The organism is Allosphingosinicella vermicomposti (assembly GCF_003012815.1).
Taxonomy (GTDB): Bacteria; Pseudomonadota; Alphaproteobacteria; order Sphingomonadales; family Sphingomonadaceae; genus Allosphingosinicella; species Allosphingosinicella vermicomposti.
Genome location: NZ_PXYJ01000002.1, coordinates 382,883 through 403,219 on the forward strand (window position 1 = coordinate 382,883; position 20,337 = coordinate 403,219).

9 protein-coding genes and 1 tRNA gene are annotated in these 20,337 nt (G+C 62.0%); 9 read left to right on the forward strand and 1 reads right to left on the reverse strand.

Annotated elements, in window-relative coordinates:
* Positions 1-4: 4 nt before the first annotated feature.
* The 3 genes from rpoB to C7I56_RS07815 all read left to right on the forward strand — a co-directional run bounded on the left by rpoB (position 5) and on the right by C7I56_RS07815 (position 10,054).
* Positions 5-4,159, forward strand: a complete 4,155-nt coding sequence (rpoB, locus tag C7I56_RS07805; protein WP_106640020.1) for a DNA-directed RNA polymerase subunit beta — start codon at positions 5-7, stop codon at positions 4,157-4,159.
* 80 nt (positions 4,160-4,239) lie between these two features.
* Entirely contained in the window at positions 4,240-8,508 is a 4,269-nt protein-coding gene (gene rpoC / locus C7I56_RS07810; protein WP_106640021.1) for a DNA-directed RNA polymerase subunit beta', read from the forward strand.
* Between the two features lie 367 nt (positions 8,509-8,875).
* Complete coding sequence (locus C7I56_RS07815) at positions 8,876-10,054, forward strand: glycosyltransferase family 4 protein (RefSeq protein WP_106640022.1); 1,179 nt, start codon at positions 8,876-8,878, stop codon at positions 10,052-10,054.
* A gap of 168 nt (positions 10,055-10,222) precedes the next feature.
* Here the strand turns inward: C7I56_RS07815 and C7I56_RS07820 are convergent, their stop codons facing one another.
* Positions 10,223-10,771, reverse strand: a complete 549-nt coding sequence (locus C7I56_RS07820; protein ID WP_245409631.1) for a PadR family transcriptional regulator — start codon at positions 10,769-10,771, stop codon at positions 10,223-10,225.
* A 94-nt stretch (positions 10,772-10,865) separates the two neighbouring features.
* Between C7I56_RS07820 and C7I56_RS07825 the strand changes: the two genes are divergently transcribed.
* The 6 genes from C7I56_RS07825 to C7I56_RS07850 all read left to right on the forward strand — a co-directional run bounded on the left by C7I56_RS07825 (position 10,866) and on the right by C7I56_RS07850 (position 20,281).
* Positions 10,866-12,212, forward strand: coding sequence for a replication-associated recombination protein A (locus C7I56_RS07825; RefSeq protein WP_425352380.1), 1,347 nt, complete (start codon positions 10,866-10,868; stop codon positions 12,210-12,212).
* A complete protein-coding gene (locus tag C7I56_RS07830; protein ID WP_106640024.1) occupies positions 12,209-13,516 on the forward strand; it encodes a mechanosensitive ion channel in 1,308 nt (435 codons plus the stop codon). The genes C7I56_RS07825 and C7I56_RS07830 overlap by 4 nt, the downstream gene beginning before the upstream one ends.
* A 43-nt stretch (positions 13,517-13,559) precedes the next feature.
* The gene (locus C7I56_RS07835) at positions 13,560-14,411 is read left to right on the forward strand and encodes a hypothetical protein (protein ID WP_106640025.1); all 852 of its coding nucleotides are present in this window, start codon (positions 13,560-13,562) and stop codon (positions 14,409-14,411) included.
* A 16-nt stretch (positions 14,412-14,427) separates the two neighbouring features.
* Positions 14,428-14,503 (forward strand) — tRNA-Thr (locus C7I56_RS07840).
* A gap of 85 nt (positions 14,504-14,588) precedes the next feature.
* The gene (locus C7I56_RS07845; RefSeq protein ID WP_106640026.1) at positions 14,589-16,649 is read left to right on the forward strand and encodes a transglycosylase domain-containing protein; all 2,061 of its coding nucleotides are present in this window, start codon (positions 14,589-14,591) and stop codon (positions 16,647-16,649) included.
* A 182-nt stretch (positions 16,650-16,831) separates the two neighbouring features.
* On the forward strand, positions 16,832-20,281 hold the full coding sequence (locus tag C7I56_RS07850) for a TonB-dependent receptor (protein ID WP_106640027.1): 3,450 nt from the start codon (positions 16,832-16,834) through the stop codon (positions 20,279-20,281).
* Positions 20,282-20,337 lie beyond the last annotated feature (56 nt).

The window sequence follows — 20,337 nt, forward strand, 5'->3', positions numbered from 1 at the left end:
TTTCATGGCGACTAAGGCAGCACCGGCAGCTGAGACTCGCGCGTCCGCGTCCAAGCGGATCCGCAAGATCTTCGGCAATATCCACGAAGTCAGCGAAATGCCGAACCTCATCGAGGTTCAGCGCGACAGCTACGAACTCTTCCTCCGCTCACGGCCGCAGGACGGCTATGTGTCGGGCCTGGAAAAGACGCTTCGTTCGGTCTTCCCGATCCGCGATTTTGCCGGCACCGCCGAACTCGATTTCGTCAACTATGAGCTCGAAGAGCCCAAGTATGATATCGAGGAATGCCGCCAGCGTGGCATCACCTATGCCGCCCCGATGCGCGTGACCCTCCGCCTCATCGTGTTCGAGGTGGATCCCGATACCGAAACCCGCTCCGTCCTCGATATCAAGGAGCAGGACGTTTACATGGGCGACATGCCGCTCATGACGTCGAACGGCACGTTCGTCGTCAACGGCACGGAGCGCGTCATCGTCAGCCAGATGCACCGTTCGCCGGGTGTGCTGTTCGACCATGACCGCGGCAAAACTCACGCCTCGGGCAAGTATCTCTTCGCCGCCCGCGTCATTCCGTATCGCGGCTCCTGGCTCGACTTCGAATTCGACGCCAAGGACATCGTCAACGTCCGTATCGACCGCAAGCGCAAGCTGCCGGTCACGGCTCTGCTGCACGCGCTCGGCCTTGGCAGCGAGGATATCCTCAACACCTTCTACAACACGGTCACCTTCGTGCGCGGCAAGGACGGCTGGCAGATTCCGTTCGTTGCCGAAGCATGGCGCGGCCAGAAGCCGGCCTTCGACATCGTCAACGCCGAAACCGGCGAGGTTGTATTCCCGGCCGGCCAGAAGATCACGCCGCGCGCCGCCAACAAGGCGGGCAAGGACGGCCTCACCAGCCTGGTCATTCCTACGGAAGAAATCTTCGGCCGCTATTCGGCTTATGATCTCATCAACGAGAAAACGGGTGAGATCTACATCGAAGCCGGTGACGAGGTTTCTCCGGAAAATCTCGAAAAGCTCGACAAGGCGGGCATCGACCGCCTCGAGCTGCTCGACATCGATCACGTCAACACCGGCGCCTGGATGCGCAACACGCTGAAGGCGGACAAGTCGGAAGATCGCGATAGCGCACTTTCCGACATTTACCGCGTCATGCGCCCCGGCGAACCGCCGACGAAGGAAACCGCTGAATCCCTGTTCGCCGGCCTGTTCTTCGATCCGGAGCGCTATGACCTCTCGGCCGTGGGCCGCGTGAAGCTCAACATGCGCCTTGGCCTCGATGCCGAAGACACGATCACCACGCTCCGCACCGAAGACATTGTCGCGGTGGTCAAGGAACTGGTGAACCTGAAGGACGGCAAGGGCGAGATCGACGACATCGACAATCTCGGCAACCGTCGCGTCCGCTCGGTGGGCGAGCTTCTGGAAAACCAGTATCGCGTCGGCCTGCTCCGCATGGAGCGCGCGGTGAAGGAGCGCATGTCGTCCGTCGACGTGTCAACCGTCATGCCGAACGACCTCATCAACGCGAAGCCGGCCGTGGCCGCGGTCCGCGAATTCTTCGGCTCCTCGCAGCTGTCGCAGTTCATGGACCAGACCAATCCGCTCTCCGAAGTGACGCACAAGCGTCGCGTTTCTGCGCTCGGGCCGGGCGGTCTCACCCGTGAGCGCGCAGGCTTCGAAGTCCGCGACGTTCACCCAACCCATTATGGCCGTATCTGCCCGATCGAAACGCCGGAAGGCCCGAACATCGGTCTCATCAACTCGCTGGCTTCGTTCAGCCGCGTGAACAAATACGGCTTCATCGAAACGCCGTATCGCAAGATCATTGACGGCAAGGTGACGAACGACGTCGTCTACCTCTCCGCCATGGAAGAGGCGAAGCACACGATCGCCCAGGCGAACGCTGAGCTGAACGCCGACGGCACGTTTGCCGAGGAACTGATCTCCGCCCGTCAGGCCGGTGAATTCCTGATGGCGATGCGCGACACGATCACCCTGATGGACGTCAGCCCCAAGCAGCTCGTCTCGGTCGCCGCCTCGCTCATTCCGTTCCTCGAGAATGACGACGCGAACCGCGCGCTCATGGGATCGAACATGCAGCGTCAGGCCGTGCCGCTCGTCCGCGCCGAGGCGCCGTTCGTCGGCACCGGCATGGAAGAAACGGTTGCGCGTGACTCGGGTGCCGCGATCGCCGCCAAGCGCGGCGGCATCGTCGACCAGGTCGACGCGTCGCGTATCGTGATCCGCGCCACCGGCGAAGTCGAAGCCGGCAAGTCCGGCGTCGACATCTACACGCTCATGAAGTTCCAGCGTTCGAACCAGTCGACCTGCATTAACCAGCGTCCGCTGGTGAAGGTGGGCGAGGTGGTGAACGCGGGCGATGTCATCGCCGACGGCCCCTCGACGGAGCTTGGCGAACTGGCGCTTGGCCGCAACGTGCTCGTCGCCTTCATGCCGTGGAACGGCTACAATTATGAGGATTCCATCCTCATTTCCGAACGCATCGTGAAGGACGACGTCTTCACCTCGATCCACATCGAGGAATTCGAAGTGATGGCGCGCGACACGAAGCTCGGGCCGGAAGACATCACCCGCGACATTCCGAACGTCGGTGAAGAAGCCTTACGCAACCTCGACGAAGCGGGCATCGTCTATATCGGGGCCGAAGTGGAGCCGGGCGACATCCTGGTCGGCAAAATCACGCCGAAGGGCGAAAGCCCGATGACGCCGGAAGAAAAGCTCCTCCGCGCCATCTTCGGCGAAAAGGCCAGCGACGTGCGCGACACCTCGCTCCGCCTGCCGCCGGGCGTTGCCGGAACGATCGTGGACGTGCGCGTCTTCAACCGTCACGGCATCGATATCGACGACCGCACCCGCGCCATCCAGGCCGAGGAAAAGGATCGCCTTCGCAAGGATGCCGAGGACGAACGCTCGATCCTCCGCCGTGCCACCTATTCGCGCCTCAAGGACATGCTGCTCGGCCAGACGGCCGCTGCCGCTCCGAAGGGCATCAAGAAGGGCAGCGCGATCGACCAGGAACTGCTTGACAGCGTCGAGCGCCACGAATGGTGGAAGTTCGCGGTTGCCGACGACAAGGTCCAGAGCGATCTCGAAGCGGTGAAGACGCAGTTTGACGATGCCGAAGGTGTCATCAAGCGCCGTCTTGAAGACCGTATCGAGAAGCTGGAGCGCGGCGACGAGCTGGCTCCGGGCGTCTTGAAGATGGTCAAGGTCTTCGTCGCGGTGAAGCGCAAGCTGCAGCCGGGCGACAAGATGGCCGGCCGTCACGGCAACAAGGGCGTCATCTCCCGCATCCTGCCGGTCGAGGACATGCCGTTCCTCGAAGACGGTACGCATGCGGACATCGTGTTGAACCCGCTCGGCGTACCGTCGCGTATGAACGTCGGTCAAATCTTCGAAACGCACCTCGGCTGGGCCGCGCGCGGCCTTGGCCGTCAGATTGCGGGCATGCTCGAAGACATCCATCACAAGGGCAAGGACATTGCGTCCGGCGACGTGAAGGCGGTCCGCGAGAAGCTGAAGGACGTTTACGGCGATCATTATCACGGCGAGATCGAAGCCCGGAACGACGACGAAGTGATGGAACTCGCTTCGAACCTCGTGAACGGCGTTCCGATGGGCACTCCGGTGTTCGACGGCGCGAAGGAAGCGGACGTGTCGGCGATGCTCGCCAAGGCTGGTCTCGACGAGAGCGGCCAGGTCGACCTCTATGACGGTCGCACCGGCGACAAGTTCGACCGTAAGGTGACCGTGGGCTACATCTACATGCTGAAGCTCCACCACCTTGTCGACGACAAGATCCACGCCCGTTCGATCGGCCCGTACAGTCTCGTCACCCAGCAGCCGCTGGGCGGTAAGGCGCAGTTCGGCGGGCAGCGTTTCGGCGAAATGGAAGTGTGGGCGCTCCAGGCTTATGGCGCCGCCTACACGCTTCAGGAAATGCTGACCGTGAAGTCGGACGACGTGATCGGCCGTACGAAGGTCTACGAAGCGATCGTCAAGGGCGACGACACGTTCGAAGCCGGTATTCCGGAATCGTTCAACGTTCTCGTCAAGGAAATGCGCTCGCTCGGCCTCAATGTGGAGCTCAATAGCCTCGCGGACGGCGACGATCTGGCCGAGGCGGCGGAATAAGGGTCGTCGGGCGCCGGTTCGTCCGGCGCCCCTCCCCTGCCGCAGCCTGAGAAAGAATTCTTCCCCGAAGGGAAACAGAGATGAATGAACTGACCAACTTCGCAAATCCGGTCGCCAAGCCGGAGACGTTCGACCAGATCAAGATCGGCATCGCCTCGCCGGAACGCATCCGTTCCTGGTCGTTCGGTGAGATCAAGAAGCCCGAAACGATCAACTACCGCACGTTCAAGCCGGAACGCGACGGTCTGTTCTGCGCGCGCATCTTCGGTCCAATCAAGGATTACGAATGCTTGTGCGGCAAGTACAAGCGCATGAAATATAAGGGCATCGTCTGCGAAAAGTGCGGCGTGGAAGTGACCGTTTCGAAGGTCCGCCGCGAACGCATGGGCCATATCGAACTGGCCGCTCCGGTTGCCCACATCTGGTTCCTGAAGTCGCTGCCGAGCCGCATCGGCCTTCTGCTCGACATGCAGCTGAAGCAGCTTGAGCGCGTCCTTTATTTCGAATCCTATGTCGTCATCGAGCCGGGCCTCACCCCGCTCGAAAAGTATCAGCTCCTCAACGAAGACGAGCTGATTGAGGCGCAGGACGAATATGGCGAAGACGCTTTCTCCGCCGGTATCGGCGCCGAGGCCGTCAAGCAGATGCTGATGGACCTCGACCTCGAAGGCGAGCGCAAGGACCTTCTCGAAGAACTCGCGACCACCAAGTCGGAGCTGAAGCCCAAGAAGATCATCAAGCGCCTGAAGGTTGTCGAAAGCTTCCTGGAATCCGGCAACCGTCCGGAATGGATGATCCTGGACGTCGTTCCGGTCATTCCGCCGGAACTCCGCCCGCTCGTCCCGCTCGACGGCGGCCGTTTCGCGACGTCGGATTTGAACGATCTCTACCGCCGCGTCATCAACCGTAACAACCGCTTGAAGCGCCTGATGGAGCTGCGCGCGCCGGACATCATCGTCCGCAACGAAAAGCGCATGCTTCAGGAAGCCGTCGACGCCCTGTTCGACAACGGCCGCCGCGGCCGCACGATCACGGGTGCCAACAAGCGTCCGCTGAAGTCGCTCAGCGACATGCTCAAGGGCAAGCACGGCCGCTTCCGTCAGAACCTGCTCGGCAAGCGCGTCGACTATTCGGGCCGTTCGGTCATCGTGACCGGCCCGGAACTCAAGCTGCACCAGTGCGGCCTTCCGAAGAAGATGGCGCTCGAGCTCTTCAAGCCGTTCATCTATTCGCGCCTCGACGCCAAGGGTCTCTCCATGACCCTGAAGCAGGCGAAGAAGTGGGTCGAGAAGGAGCGCAAGGAAGTCTGGGACATCCTCGACGAAGTCATTCGCGAGCATCCGGTTCTCCTGAACCGCGCCCCGACGCTCCACCGCCTCGGTATCCAGGCATTCGAGCCGGTTCTGATCGAAGGTAAGGCGATCCAGCTTCACCCGCTCGTCTGCGCCGCCTTCAACGCCGACTTCGACGGCGACCAGATGGCCGTGCACGTTCCGCTGAGCCTCGAAGCCCAGCTCGAAGCGCGCGTTCTGATGATGTCGACGAACAACATTCTTTCGCCCGCCAACGGCAAGCCGATCATCGTTCCTTCGCAGGACATGGTCCTTGGCCTCTATTACCTCAGCCTCGAGCGTGAGGGTGAGCCGGGCGAAGGTTCGCTTCTGTCGGACATGCAGGAAGTCCACCAGGCCTTGAACGCCGGTGCCGTCACGCTGCATACGAAGATCGTCAGCCGCGTCCCGCAGACGGACGAGGCCGGCAACACCTATATGAAGCGCTTCGAAACGACGCCGGGCCGCATGCTGCTCGGCGAGACGCTGCCGAAGAGCCACAAGGTGCCGTTCGAAACCGTCAACCGCCTTCTCACCAAGAAGGATATCGGTGACGTGATCGACGAAGTTTATCGTCATACGGGCCAGAAGGAGACCGTGCTGTTCGCCGACGCGATCATGCAGCTTGGCTTCCGCCACGCCTTCCGCGCGGGCATTTCGTTCGGCAAGGACGACATGATCATCCCGCACGAGAAGGAAGGGCTGGTCGACGAGACCCGCGCGCTCGTGAAGGATTATGAGCAGCAATATCAGGACGGCCTGATCACCCAGCAGGAAAAGTACAACAAGGTGATCGACGCCTGGAGCCGTTGTGGCGACCAGGTCGCGAACGCCATGATGGACAAGATCAAGGCGCAGCCGAAGGACGAAAACGGCCGCATGGCCCAGATCAACTCCATCTACATGATGGCGCATTCTGGTGCTCGTGGTTCGCAGGCCCAGATGAAGCAGCTTGCCGGTATGCGCGGCCTCATGGCCAAGCCGTCGGGCGAGATCATCGAAACGCCGATCATCTCGAACTTCAAGGAAGGCCTCACCGTTCTCGAGTATTTCAACTCGACCCACGGTGCCCGTAAGGGTCTGGCCGACACCGCGCTGAAGACGGCGAACTCGGGTTACCTGACCCGCCGTCTCGTCGACGTCAGCCAGGATTGCGTGATCATCGAGGAGGATTGCAAAACCTCCAACGCGCTCGAAATGCGGGCGATCGTTCAGGGCGGCGCGACCATCGCTTCGCTTGGCGAGCGTATCCTGGGCCGTACCCCGTCGGAAGATATCGTCGATACGAAGACCGGCGACGTCATCGCCAAGGAAGGCTTGCTGATCGACGAACCGGCGGCGCTCAAGATCGACGAACTGGGCATCCAGGCCGTCAAAATCCGTTCGCCGCTCATCTGCGAAAGCGTCCAGGGCGTTTGCGGCAAGTGCTACGGCCGTGACCTCGCCCGCGGTACGCCGGTCAATATCGGCGAAGCCGTCGGCGTCATCGCGGCGCAGTCGATCGGCGAACCGGGCACGCAGCTCACCATGCGGACCTTCCACATCGGCGGTGCGGCTCAGCTCAACGAAACGTCGAACCTCGAAGCGGCCGTCGACGGCACGATCGAGCTTCGCGACCTACCGACGATCATGGACAGCCGTGGCCGCCGCATTGCGATGGCGCGTAACGGTGAACTGGCGATCGTCGACATGGACGGCCGCGAGCGGGCGACGCACCGTATCTCGTACGGCGCGCATCTCCTCGTCGATCACGGCCATATCGTGTCGAAGGGCGACCGGATCGCCGAATGGGATCCGTTCATGATGCCGGTGATCACCGAAAAGGGCGGTATCGTGAAGTTCCAGGATCTGATGGAGGGCAAGACGCTCACCGAACAGACCGACGAAGCGACGGGCATCGCCCAGCGCGTCGTCACGGAATTCCGCGGCACGTCGCGCTCGAAGGAAGACCTCCGTCCGCGCATCACCCTGCTCGACGACAATTCGGGCGAGGCGGCACGCTACATGCTCTCGCCGGGCGCGATGCTCTCGGTCGAGGACGGCCAGGTGGTTCAGGCGGGTGAGGTTCTTGCCCGTGTGTCCCGCGAAGCCGCCAAGACCCGTGACATCACCGGCGGTCTGCCACGCGTCGCGGAGCTTTTCGAAGCGCGCAAGCCGAAGGAAAATGCGATCATCGCAAAGATCTCCGGCCGCGTGTCGTTCGGCAAGGATTACAAGGCCAAGCGCAAGATCGCGATCATCCCCGAGGATGGGGGCGATCCCGTCGAGTATCTGGTGCCCAAGTCGAAGGTTATCGACGTGCAGGAAGGCGACTTCATCAAGCGCGGCGACAATCTGATCGGCGGCAGCCCCGATCCGCACGACATCCTTGAAGTTCTGGGCGTCGTGGCTCTGGCCGAATATCTCGTGTCGGAAATCCAGGAAGTCTATCGACTGCAGGGCGTGAAGATCAACGACAAGCACATCGAGGTGATCGTTCGCCAGATGCTGCAGAAGGTCGAGATCATCGAAAGCGGCGACACCACGCTCCTGGTGGGCGAGCAGGTCGACCTCACCGAGATGAACGAGATCAACTCGAAGTTGACGAAGAACCAGGCCCGCGCCGTCGGCAAGCCGGTGCTCCTGGGCATCACCAAGGCGTCGCTGCAGACCCGCAGCTTCATCTCTGCGGCTTCGTTCCAGGAAACGACCCGCGTCCTCACCGAAGCGTCGGTGCAGGGCAAGATCGACACCCTGGACGGGCTCAAGGAGAACGTCATCGTCGGCCGCCTCATCCCGGCGGGCACGGGAGCGGGCATGCAGCGCATGCGCATCGCGGCATCGAGCCGCGACGCAGCGCTCCGCGCCGCGCACCGCAAGCTGCAGGAATCCTTGATCGCCGCCAACACGGCCGAGGAAGAGCACGCAGCCGAGCTGGCTCAGGGCCCGGAAGCCGCGATCAACGCCGATCCGCTCGCTGAAGTCGCCCCGAGCGGCACCGGCACGGATGCCGATGCAGGCGATTATCTGCAGGACTAAGTCCGTCAGATAGCTGATCAAAAGAAGAGCCCCGCCAGAGCAATCCGGCGGGGCTTTTTCTTCCCCCTCTCTCCCCTGAAGGGGAGAGGGACAGCCCCAAAACCATTTTCCTACAGCCCAACCGCCATGTTACGCCCCCTCCGCTCATTCTTCCCGTGAACCTGCCCGGCCATTCCCGGACTCGCGACGGAAGCGGAAACTGACAATACTGACGGTTTGGTTGTGCGAACACATCAAATTCGTCAGCTTTCACAGCGCGCCGCTCCCCGGCCCCGCTGTGGCGAGACTGCAATAGCCTGGGGGAAGGACAGGCATATGGCGCCGCGCGGCTTTGCCTTTTCGCCCCAAGCCGCTATCGAGCATCGCGATGAACGTGTCCGACCTTCGCATTGCCATGTTCAGCGGCAATTATAATTATGTACGCGACGGGGCGAACCAGGCCCTCAACCGCCTGGTCGATTATCTCCTCCGTCAGGGCGCGTCTGTGCGCATTTATTCGCCGACCGTGGCGGAGCCTGCGTTCGAACCGAAGGGCGACCTTGTCAGCGTCCCCTCGCTCGCCATTCCCGGCCGCGCCGAATATCGCGCGCCGCTGATGATCCCGCCTTCGGTCAAGCGTGACATCAAGGCGTTTCAACCCAACATCTTCCACATCGCCAGCCCGGAGATCCTGGGCCATCGCGCGGTGACGCTGGCGCACAAGATGGACCTGCCGGTCATCGCGTCTGTCCACACGCGCTTCGAAACCTATTTCCGTTATTATGGCGCCGCCTTCCTCGAGCCCATCGTCGAAGCCGGGCTCCGCCGCCTCTACCGCCGCTGCGACGCCATCTTCGCGCCGTCCGAAAGCATGGCGCAGTGCCTGCGCGAGCAGCGGATGAACTATAATGTCGGGATCTGGACGCGCGGCATCGACACCGGAATTTTCGATCCGGCCCGCCGCAGCCTAGAATGGCGCCGCTCACTCGGCATCGAAGACGACATGCCGGTCATCGGCTTCGTCGGCCGTCTCGTCATGGAAAAGGGCCTCGACGTTTTTTCGGACACGATCGACCGCCTCGAAAAGCGGCAGGTGCGCCACAAGGTGCTGGTCGTCGGCGAGGGTCCGGCCCGCGAATGGTTTGAAAAGCGGCTTCCCAATGGCATATTCGCGGGCTTCCAGGCCGGCAACGATCTCGGCCGGGCGGTGGCGTCGATGGACATGCTGTTCAACCCGTCCGTCACGGAAACATTCGGCAATGTAACGCTCGAGGCGATGGCCGTGGGCCTGCCCGTCGTCGCAGCGGCAGCAACAGGCAGCGAGAGCCTCGTCACCGACAATGTCACCGGGCGCCTCATCCGGCCCGGCGCCATAGACGCCTTCGCCGATGCGCTGGCTCATTATTGTCAGGACGAGGCGGCTCGAAAAGCCGCAGGCGCTGCCGGCCGCCAGATCACCGCCCATTATGGCTGGGACGAGGTTAACCAGGCCCTTGTCGACGCCTATATCCGCGTGATCCGCGAGCACGGCTCAGCAGGCCGCCCGCCGACGAGCCCGGTCCCTTAGGTTTTCGCCTATTTTAAGATCGATGGCGAGGGCCAGCGATTGGCATTCCGTAGCGCTGTTATGCCTCGTACCGCCAATTAAACCTCAGTGGCGCCTCGCGGAAAGCGAAGGGGTTAAGGTGGCGGGCGAGGACGTCGTTGGTCCGTATCTGCTCGGCTGCACTATCGTTCATAGCCGTTCGATCCGCCGCGCTGCCTCATCGATGATCTCCGCCATGTCGTGAAGCATCTGGTGGGGCATATCCTCCTGATGCAGGCGGTGAGAGATGACGGCGCCAAGATTGGTCATGGCGCGTCCCACCGGCGTGGCGCCATGACGCCGCTGCCGCGCACCGACGGCATTCAGGCGTTCGGTCAGCGCATCGACTTCATCCGCCTTTGCGGCCAGATATTTCAGGCCATCGTCCGTCACGCGGAAGAGTTTGCGCGATCCCTCCGCGGGCGCCTCCTCGATATGTCCCATATCCTGAAGCATGGTGAGAGTTGGATAGATGACGCCGGGGCTTGGCGCATAATGGCCGCCCGTCATCTCCTCGATCGCGCGGATGAGGTCGTAACCGTGGCGCGACTGTTCCGAGATTAGCTTTAAGAGAACGAGTCGCAGCTCGCCGCCGTCGAACATCCGCCGTCCGCCATGGCGCCGTCCGCGGCCCTCGCCGCGATGCCCTTCACCCCAGCCGCCAAAGGCCCATGTACCCATGCTTTGTCCAAAACGCATTTTTCAGCCTCCTTCATATCGACGCATATCTAAGATATATCTTAGATAGATTCAAGGGAGTTGCGGACTGAGACGCTGCGTCTATATCTGGGCGGTGCCTGATCTTTTCCCCGACGACCCGCAAATTTCTGCGCTGCGGAACGAGACGCCGGCTGGCGCACCGCTTGCCGATCGCATTCGGCCGCGACAGCTGGAGGATGTTGTTGGCCAGGAACATCTGACGGGGCCGGACGGCGCGATCGGGCGGATGGTCGCGGCGGGGCGCTTGAGTTCCATCATCCTGTGGGGTCCGCCCGGCACCGGCAAGACGACGATCGCCCGCCTTCTAGCCGATGCCGTGGGCATGCGCTTCGTGGCGATTTCCGCGGTTTTTTCGGGTGTTGCCGATCTTAAAAAAGTGTTCGCCGAGGCGAAAGACCATGCGCGGATCGGACGGCAGACCCTGCTGTTTGTGGACGAGATCCACCGCTTCAACCGTGCCCAGCAAGATGGCTTCCTGCCCTATGTCGAGGACGGTACTGTCGTCCTTATCGGCGCCACCACCGAAAATCCCAGTTTCGAGCTGAACGCGGCCCTTCTTTCTCGTGCGCAGGTACTGATCCTCAACCGGCTCGACACCAAAGCTTTATGCCAGCTTCTTGATCGCGGAGAGGCGCTGATGGAGCGCCCCCTTCCCTTGACTGCGGAAGCGCGCGACGCGCTGGTCGCTACCGCAGATGGCGATGGCCGCTTCCTGCTCAATCAGGCAGAGACTTTGTTCTCGGTCCAGCTCGATGAACCGCTCGATCCCGCCGCCTTGTCCGCTTTGCTCCACCGCCGCATGGCCGTTTACGACAAGGACCGCGAGGGTCATTACAACCTGATCTCCGCGCTTCATAAAAGTCTGCGCGGGTCCGATCCGCAGGCGGCACTCTATTATCTGGCGCGGATGCTGGTCGCGGGCGAGGAGCCGCTTTACGTGCTCCGCCGCCTTGTCCGCTTCGCTTCCGAGGATATCGGTCTCGCCGACCCGCAGGCACTGGTCCAATGTTTGGCCGCGAAGGACGCCTACGACTTCCTCGGCTCTCCGGAAGGGGAACTCGCCATCGTCCAGGCGTGCCTCTATCTCGCCACGGCGCCCAAATCGAATGCAGCCTATGTCGCCCAGAAGGCGAGCTTTCGTTCGGCTCGCGATACCGGCTCGCTCATGCCGCCGAAAAATATTTTGAACGCGCCAACCAAGCTGATGAAACAAGTCGGCTATGGGAAGAATTATCGCTACGATCATGATGCACCGGAAGGCTTTTCCGGCGACAATTATTGGCCAGCGGAAATGAGCGCGCAGACTTTTTACGAGCCATCTCCACGCGGGTTTGAAGCGAAGATCGCGGAACGGATCGCTTATTGGGATGCGCGGCGCGCGGAAATGCGCGAGAATGACGAAAAAGGGGAAAGCAGATGATGATCTATCCGCAAGAACAACCGGCAACAGCCGTGTGGCAGCATGAGGCGGAGGTCTGGCTGCCCCGCGTCCTCGGCGCCCTCGCCATCCTCATCGTCGCCTACATTCTCGCCCGTGCCGCCAAATGGGCGATCGCCAAGATGGTGGACCGCATTCCCGCCCTTCAGCGTCACAATGAAGCGGAGCCAGGCAAGACCCTTGGCAGTTTGATTGGCGATATCGCATTCTGGCTCATCCTGCTCGTCGGCATCCTTCTTGCCCTTCAGCCTTTGGGCCTTGCGCAGGTGCTGGAGCCCGTGCGGCAGCTCACCATCAACGCTTTCGCCTTCGTTCCGAACGTCATTGCGGCGGGGCTCATCTTCTTCATCGGCCTCGTCATCGCGAAGATCGTGAAGCGCGTCGTCGAAACCGCCCTCCTGGCCGCCAATGTCGACGGCTGGCTGCGGCGCACCGGCCTTGTCGAGACGGCGGGCACCGCGCCCGCGGCGACGGCGGAAGCGCCTGCGACGGTCGCGGCCGGGCGCCCCTCGATCAGCCGGTCGATCGGCCTCATCATCTTCTTCCTGATCATGATCCCGGTCACCATCGCTGCGCTGGATTCCCTCGGCATCGCGGCGATTTCGGTGCCTGCGACGGAAATGCTGAACGCGATCCTCCTTGCCATTCCCAACGTGATCGGGGCGCTGATCCTGATCGCCATCGGCTATATGGTCGGCCGCCTTGCCAAGAGCGCGGTGGAGCAGATCCTGCCGTCCATGGGCTTCGATCGGGCAGTGAGCGCATTGGGCTTCGCGCCCGAAAGCACCACGCCGTCGCGGACGGCGGGCATGGTCGTGATGATCGCGATCCTCCTCTTCTCCTCGATCAAGGCGGCCGAACTGCTGCAATCGCCGATCATCGCCCTGATGCTGGCCCAAGTTCTGGAGCTCGGCAGCCGCATCCTCTTCGGCACCGGCATCATCCTGGGTGGAGTAATCATCGCGCGGATCGTGTCGAACCTCGTCACCAATTCGGGCACCGAAGGCTGGCTTCCCGCCATCCTCAAATGGTCGATCATCTCGCTCGCCGTCGCCATGGGCCTGCGCTTCATGGGCCTCGCGAACGAGATCGTGATCATCGCCTTTGCGTCGATCATCGGATCGGCTGCCGTCGCCTGCGCCCTCGCTTTCGGTCTTGGCGGGCGGCCCACGGCGCACAAGCTGCTGGAGCAGTGGACGGATGGAAATCGGGCACCGAAGGCGCCAACCGCTCCGCAGGCTCCCGCCGCACCGACGGAAAGCGACCGCCTGCCACCATTGGTGTGACGGCTCCAATGCCTGAAGCCCTCCCCCTTGAGGGGAGGGACTAGTGGAGGATTTCACCCGCTTCGCGGCAATCGATTGGTCCGGTGCGAAGGGGCGACGCCACAAAGGCATCGCCGTCGCAATTTGCGATGCCGGAATGGGCGCCCCTCGCCTGATCCACCGCGACAAGCCCTGGTCGCGGGCAGAGGTGCTCGAATGGCTCCTTGCCACCTCCAAGGAGGCACCGACCCTTTACGGCTTCGACTTCAGCTATGCCCCACCCATGGCCGAGCGCGGCGCCTACCTGCCCGGGGAAGTGGCCGTCCCTGCCGACGCCAAAAGCTTCTGGGCCTATGTCGACGCTCTCTGTTCCGACGAGGATCTGGGTGCCGCAAGTTTCCTCGAAACCCACCACCGCCCGCATTTCTATTTCGGCGCGGCGGACGGCGTGAAGAGGGATTTCCTGCATCACCGCGTTTGCGAGCACGCCTTCAATGCCTTGGGTGGAGGCAAGGCATCGACCCTCTATGACGCGATCGGTGCGTCGCAGGTCGCCAAAGCGAGCTATGCCGGCATGCGGCTCCTCAACCGCTTGCAGGGTCAGCTGCCGGTTTGGCCGTTCGACCCTGTGCCGAATGAAGGAAGCCTCGTCGTTGAAATCTACACCCGCGTGTTCATACTGATGGCGGGGCGAAGCGGACGGAAGGTACGCACGCTCGCCGAACTGCACACCGCGCTGCATGCACTCGGCAGCGATCCTGTGGCGCTCACCTCCGATCCAAGCGACCACGAAACCGACGTTCTCATCGCCGCAGCAGGCCTTCGCCGCATCGCGGATAACCCGTCTTATTGGGCGCCAGCGGCCCTCACGCCGGAAATAGCGCGTACAGAGGGCTGGACCTTCGGCGTGCGTTGAAGCATGGAGGCGCGGCGCCGGGTTAGCTCAGCTGGTAGAGCAACCGCCTTGTAAGCGGTAGGTCGTCGGTTCGAGTCCGACACCCGGCACCAGCCCTCCTTCAAATCGCTCAGAATTGCGGACCATCGCGAAATTTAGGATTTCCGATCACCGCTGTATCAGTTTAGTATGACGCCTATGCGTTTTTTCGGCCGTGGCGCGAGCGCCTACCCGCCCTCCCCCGAAACCCTGTCGTCCGGCGCGATGCCGCCCTATCCCGGCCCGGGGCTCGACCTTGCGCCACCGCGCAAATCGCGGTGGCGGTGGTGGAAGCGCGGCTTCTACCTGTTTTCCGCGCTGTTCGCGCTGCTGATCGCCTGGCTCGCCATCACCGCGCCGCTTTCAAAGTCGCTGGAGCCGATCGCACCACCCAGCATCACCCTCATGTCGGCGGATGGCAAACCGATAGCCCGGCGCGGCGCGATCATCGAAGCACCGGTCGTATTGTCCGAACTTCCCGATCACGTTCCGGCCGCGTTCCTCGCCATTGAGGACAGGCGATTCAACAGCCACTTCGGCATCGATCCGCGCGGCATTGCCCGGGCGATGTGGAACAATATCAAGGCGGGCGGGATGCGGGAGGGCGGCAGCACGATCACGCAGCAGCTTGCCAAAATGTCCTTCCTGTCGAACGACCGCACATTCGGGCGAAAGGCGCAGGAAGCCGCCATTGCCCTGTGGCTCGAAGCGTGGCTGACCAAGGATGAAATCCTCACCCGCTACATCTCCAACGCCTATTTCGGCGACAACGTCTATGGTCTCCGCGCGGCGGCCCATCATTATTTCAACCGCGATCCTGATGAATTGACGGTCGCGCAATCCGCGATGCTGGCCGGTCTGATGAAGGCCCCTTCCCGCCTCGCCCCGACCAAAAATCTGAAGGGCGCGCAGGACCGCGGCAAACTCGTCATCGGTGCGATGGTGGAGACCGGCGCCCTGACGCCTGCCGAGGCTCGCCGCGCCAAGCCCGCCCGCCTCAACCTCGGGCCGGTGAAGGATCTGCCGAGCGGCACCTATTTCGCCGACTGGGTGCTCCCTCAGGCTCGCGCCGCAGCAGGCACGGGCTATGGCGAGCAGACGATCGAAACGACACTCGACAGCCGCCTTCAGGCGCTCGCCAACCGCGTCGTCCGCCGATCGGGGGCGGGCGCCAACCAGCTGGCTCTCGTCGCGATGCGGCCCGACGGCCAAGTCGTCGCGATGGTTGGCGGCAAAAGCTATAAGGACAGCCCGTTCAACCGTGCGACGCAGGCCAAACGTCAACCGGGGTCGACGTTCAAACTGTTCGTCTACCTTGCCGCGATCCGCGACGGCATGACCCCGGACAGCCAGATCGAGGACGCACCGCTGACGATCGGCAACTGGTCGCCGCGCAATTCGGATGGGCGCTATCGCGGGACGATCACCCTCAAGCAGGCGTTTGCCGCGTCGAGCAATGTCGCCGCCGTACGGCTTTCCGAACGGGTCGGCCGCCCGGCGGTGATCGAGGCCGCGCGTGACTTTGGCATCACCAGTCCGCTTGCCGACAATCCCAGCATCGCGCTCGGCACGTCTGGGGTCACCCTGCTGGAAATGACTGCTGCCTACGCCGCCGTTGCGGCGAGCGCCTATCCCGTGAAGGCGCACGGTATTCCGGAGGCGTCCGAGCAGGGCTGGTTCGATCGTTTTTGGGGCGACCAGAGCCGGATCGGGGGATGCACGTCAGAGATGCTGCACGATCTGCTTTTCGCCTCGGCCAATGAGGGCACGGGCCGCGCAGCGGCGCTCAGCGAACCGACTTATGGCAAGACGGGGACGACACAGGACGGCCGCGACGCCATCTTCATCGGCTTTTCCAAGGATCTTGTCGTCGGTGTCTGGGTCGGCCGCGACGACAACAAGCCGGTCAGCGGCCTCGCCGGCGGCGGCCTCCCCGCCCGCATCTGGCGCGACTTCATGGGGGAAGCCTTGGGCGTTGACCGCAAGACGCTGCCGGAGCCCGCAGCCCTCGAGGATGAGGTGAACGGGAACACGTCGATCAACGCGATCTTCAGTGGGGAAGAAGGGATCATCGATCTGGAGATCGAATCGCCGATCGGAACGGTAAATGTTCCGATCCCGGTTAATCCCGAAGCACCCGAAAAGGCGCCAACGATCAGGATCGCCCCCCCGCCTCCGGCGCGCGAGGACGAGCCCGATGCTGCTCCTCCACAGGAATAATTGGCGGAACGTTGCCCCAAAGCCACAGACCAGACTCTTAAGACTCAAGTGGCTCAGCTTAGGTCTTAATCCTGTCACAGAATCGTCGTAGGCGCCGCGTCGTGCCCGCTGCACCGCAACATGCAGCGGACATCTCGACGACGAACCGGCGCTCGGCCGAACCTTTTTGGGGGTTACATCACGTGAGAATTCTTTCGCTTCTTTGCGCGACCACCGCGCTCGCCATCCCGGTCGCGGGTTATGCGCAGCAAATCACGACTGAAATTGGCGGCCAGGTCACCGACCAGGCAGGCGCAGCAGTTTCGGGCGCCACCGTCGTCATCACCGACACCCGCACGGGTGCGGAGCGCACCTTCACCACGACGGGCGATGGCACCTTCTCCGCGCGTGGCCTCACCACGGGCGGCCCTTACACGGTGACTGCAACGGCTCCGCGTTTCCAGGGACAAACCGTTGAGCAGGTTTTCACCAACCTTCAGGGCGAAACCCGCCTGACCTTCGCGCTTGAAGCCGAAACCGCTGGCGACGAGGTGATCGTGGTCACCGGTTCGCGCGTCGGCCTGACGCAGCTCGCGACCGGTCCGGGTACGTCATTTGGTGCGGAAGTTCTCGAAGCGGCTCCGTCGTTCAATCGCGACGTGCGTGACATCATTCGCCTCGACCCGCGTGTCAGCCTTGATCGCGACGACGGCGATACCGATCGCATCTCCTGCCTTGGCGGCAACGACCGCGGTAACGCCTTCACTGTCGACGGCATTACCCAGAGCGACGTTTACGGTCTTAACGACACGGGCTTCTCGGCTCGCAGCTCAACGCCGCTCCCCTATGACGCGATCCGCGAAACGCAGGTTCAGTTCGCGCCGTTCGATGTCGAATATGGCCAGTTCACGGGCTGCGCTATCAACGTCGTCACCAAGGGCGGTACGAACGAGTTCCACGGCTCCGCGTTCTTCGAATATACCGGCGACGAATTGCAGGGCGACCGCCTTGCCGGTGAAGATCTTGAAATCGCCAGCTTCACCGACAAGCGCTGGGGCGTTTCGCTTGGCGGCCCGGTGATCAAGGATCGCCTGTTCCTGTTCGGCGCCTATGAAAAGCACAAATCGTCCGATCCTCTGGATGAGGGCCCCGTTGGCGCAAATCCGCGCTTCTCGACTGAGTTCACAGCGATCACTCAGGAAGCTTTCGATCAGGTGTCAGCAATCCTTCGTGACACCTACGGCATCGAAACCGGCGAAATTCCGCGGACTCAGCCGTTTACGAATGAGCGTTATTTTGTCCGCGCCGATCTTCGGATCAATGACGACCACCGTCTCGAAGCGACCTATCAGCATCTCGAAGAGGCAGAAGTCCGCACCGACGACTATTTTACCAGCAACCAGAATTCGGCGCAGCTGACCGGCATCAACACGTTCCTGCGCCATGGCAGCGTTTCGGACTATTATTCCGGTCGTCTCTATTCGAACTGGACGGACCAGATTTCCACCGAGCTTCGTTACTCGCGTTCGGAAATCCAGGATCGCCAGGATCCGGTTGGTGGCGGCGAAGCGCAGTCGGATAATCCGATCCCGCGCATCATCGTCGGCGTCACCAACGGCGGTCGTGCAGGCACCATTCTGGCAGGACCGGGCATCAACCGGACGGCGAACGATCTGCGTTCGACCATCGAGCAGTATAAAGCCAGCATGAACGTCGACTTCGGCGACCACCAGGTGAAGTTTGGTGCCGAGATCAACAAGGCCGACGTATTCAACCTGTATGTTGCCAATGCCACCGGCACTCTCGTGTTCCGCAACATTGCCGATCTCCAGGCTGGCCTTCTGTCGCCGGGCACGGGCAATAACACGACGGGTACGTTCCCGGATCAAGTCACCGGCGGCGCAACGGAAGGCGCGTTCGGCAACTTCACCGCCAGCGGCGACGTCACCGACGCAGCGGCTCAATTCCAGCGCAGCATCTATTCGGTCTACGCGCAGGACGATTGGCGCGTAAATGACAGCCTGAACGTTGTTATGGGCGTTCGCGCTGATTGGTATGACGGCGACCGTCCCGAACTCAATCAGAATTTCGTCAACCGTTACGGGATCGTCAACAATACGGGCTTCAGCAACATCGATCCGGTTGTTCTGCCCCGTCTTGCCGCGACCTATGACGTAAACGATTTCAGCGTCTTCTCACGGACGCAGGTTCGTGCGGGCGTCGGCATCTTCTCCGGCGGTGATCCGCTGGTGTGGTTCGGTAATGCCTTCCAGAATGATGGCAGCACCTTTGCCCAGGGAACGCTCCAGTCGGCCGGATGCCCGGCGCAGAGCGCGACCACTCAGGTCGACGTTGTAGTCAACGGTGTCTTCACCGGAATTCCCCAATGCGTTGTGGACGCTGCCTCGGCCAGTGCGGCCGTCGGCCAAGGTTCGACGCAGTCGATTGATCCCAATCTGAAGATGACCACGGTTCTCCGTGCCAACCTCGGCATCGAGAGCGAGCTGAACTTTGGCGAAGGCTTCTTCAGCGGTTGGCGGGTCAATCTCGACTATATCTGGAGCCGTTATCGCAACCCCTTCTCGGTCGTCGATCTCGCCCAGGCAGTCGACACGCGCCTCGGGGATGGCGGCTACACCATCGACGGCCGTCCCATCTACCGGCAGATCGATCTGGACCGCGCTGGCTGCACGGGCGAATTGGTGGCGACCGGCTCGCCGCCTGTCTACCAGAACATCAATGCCGCTTGCTTCTCCACAGCACGTGTCGACGAACTGATGCTGACCAATGCAGGCAGCTATAACAGTCAGATCGCCTCGTTCCTGCTGTCGAAGAACTTCGGTCGCGGCGTCTTCACTGAGGGCGGCAACGTCTATTTCGCCCTTGGTTATGCCTATACCGATGCGAAGGACCGCCGTAACTTCTTCAACTCCACTGCCGGCTCTAACTACGACAACGTCGCAGCTTTCGATCGGCAGGATCCGGCGGCATCGACCGGTTTTTACAGCACGAAGCACAACTTCACGCTGTCGACCACGTTCCGCGAGCAATTCTTTGGTGAAAACGATACGACCTTTGGCTTCACCTTTGTCGCGCGGTCCGGTCGTCCGTACAGCCTGACCTACACTGGCGGCGGCGTGTTCAACGCTTCGGCGTCGGGTAGCGACAATGCGCTGCTTTACATCCCGACCGGTGTGGACGATCCGAACCTGTCGCCGTCGTCGAACCCGGAAGCTGTCGCTCAGCTGGTGAACTTCCTCGGCACCATCGATTGCGACAACGACTATCGGGGCCGTACGATTGCTCGCAATACTTGCGAGAACGATTGGTTCTTCGATCTCGATCTGCGCTTCTCCCAGGAGTTGCCGGGGCCGCAGGGTCTCTTCGGGCGTCGTGACACGATCGAAGTTTACGGGATGGTCGACAACTTCCTGAACCTGCTCGACAGCAGCTGGAACACCTTCCGCCGCCGTTCGACCCAGGGCTTCCAGGATCTCGCTCAGCTCGACACCAGGACGTTCCCGGCGGGCGTTGATGCGGATGGTAGGTACATCATTCGCACATTCAACGGCGGCACTTATGAAGATGATAACGCCCTGAAGACGAGCGCGTCGCTTTGGCGTTTGAAGGTTGGCGTCAGCTACAAGTTCTAAGTAGCAGATTGTCGATTGAGAAACCGGCGGTGGGCGACCACCGCCGGTTTTCTTTT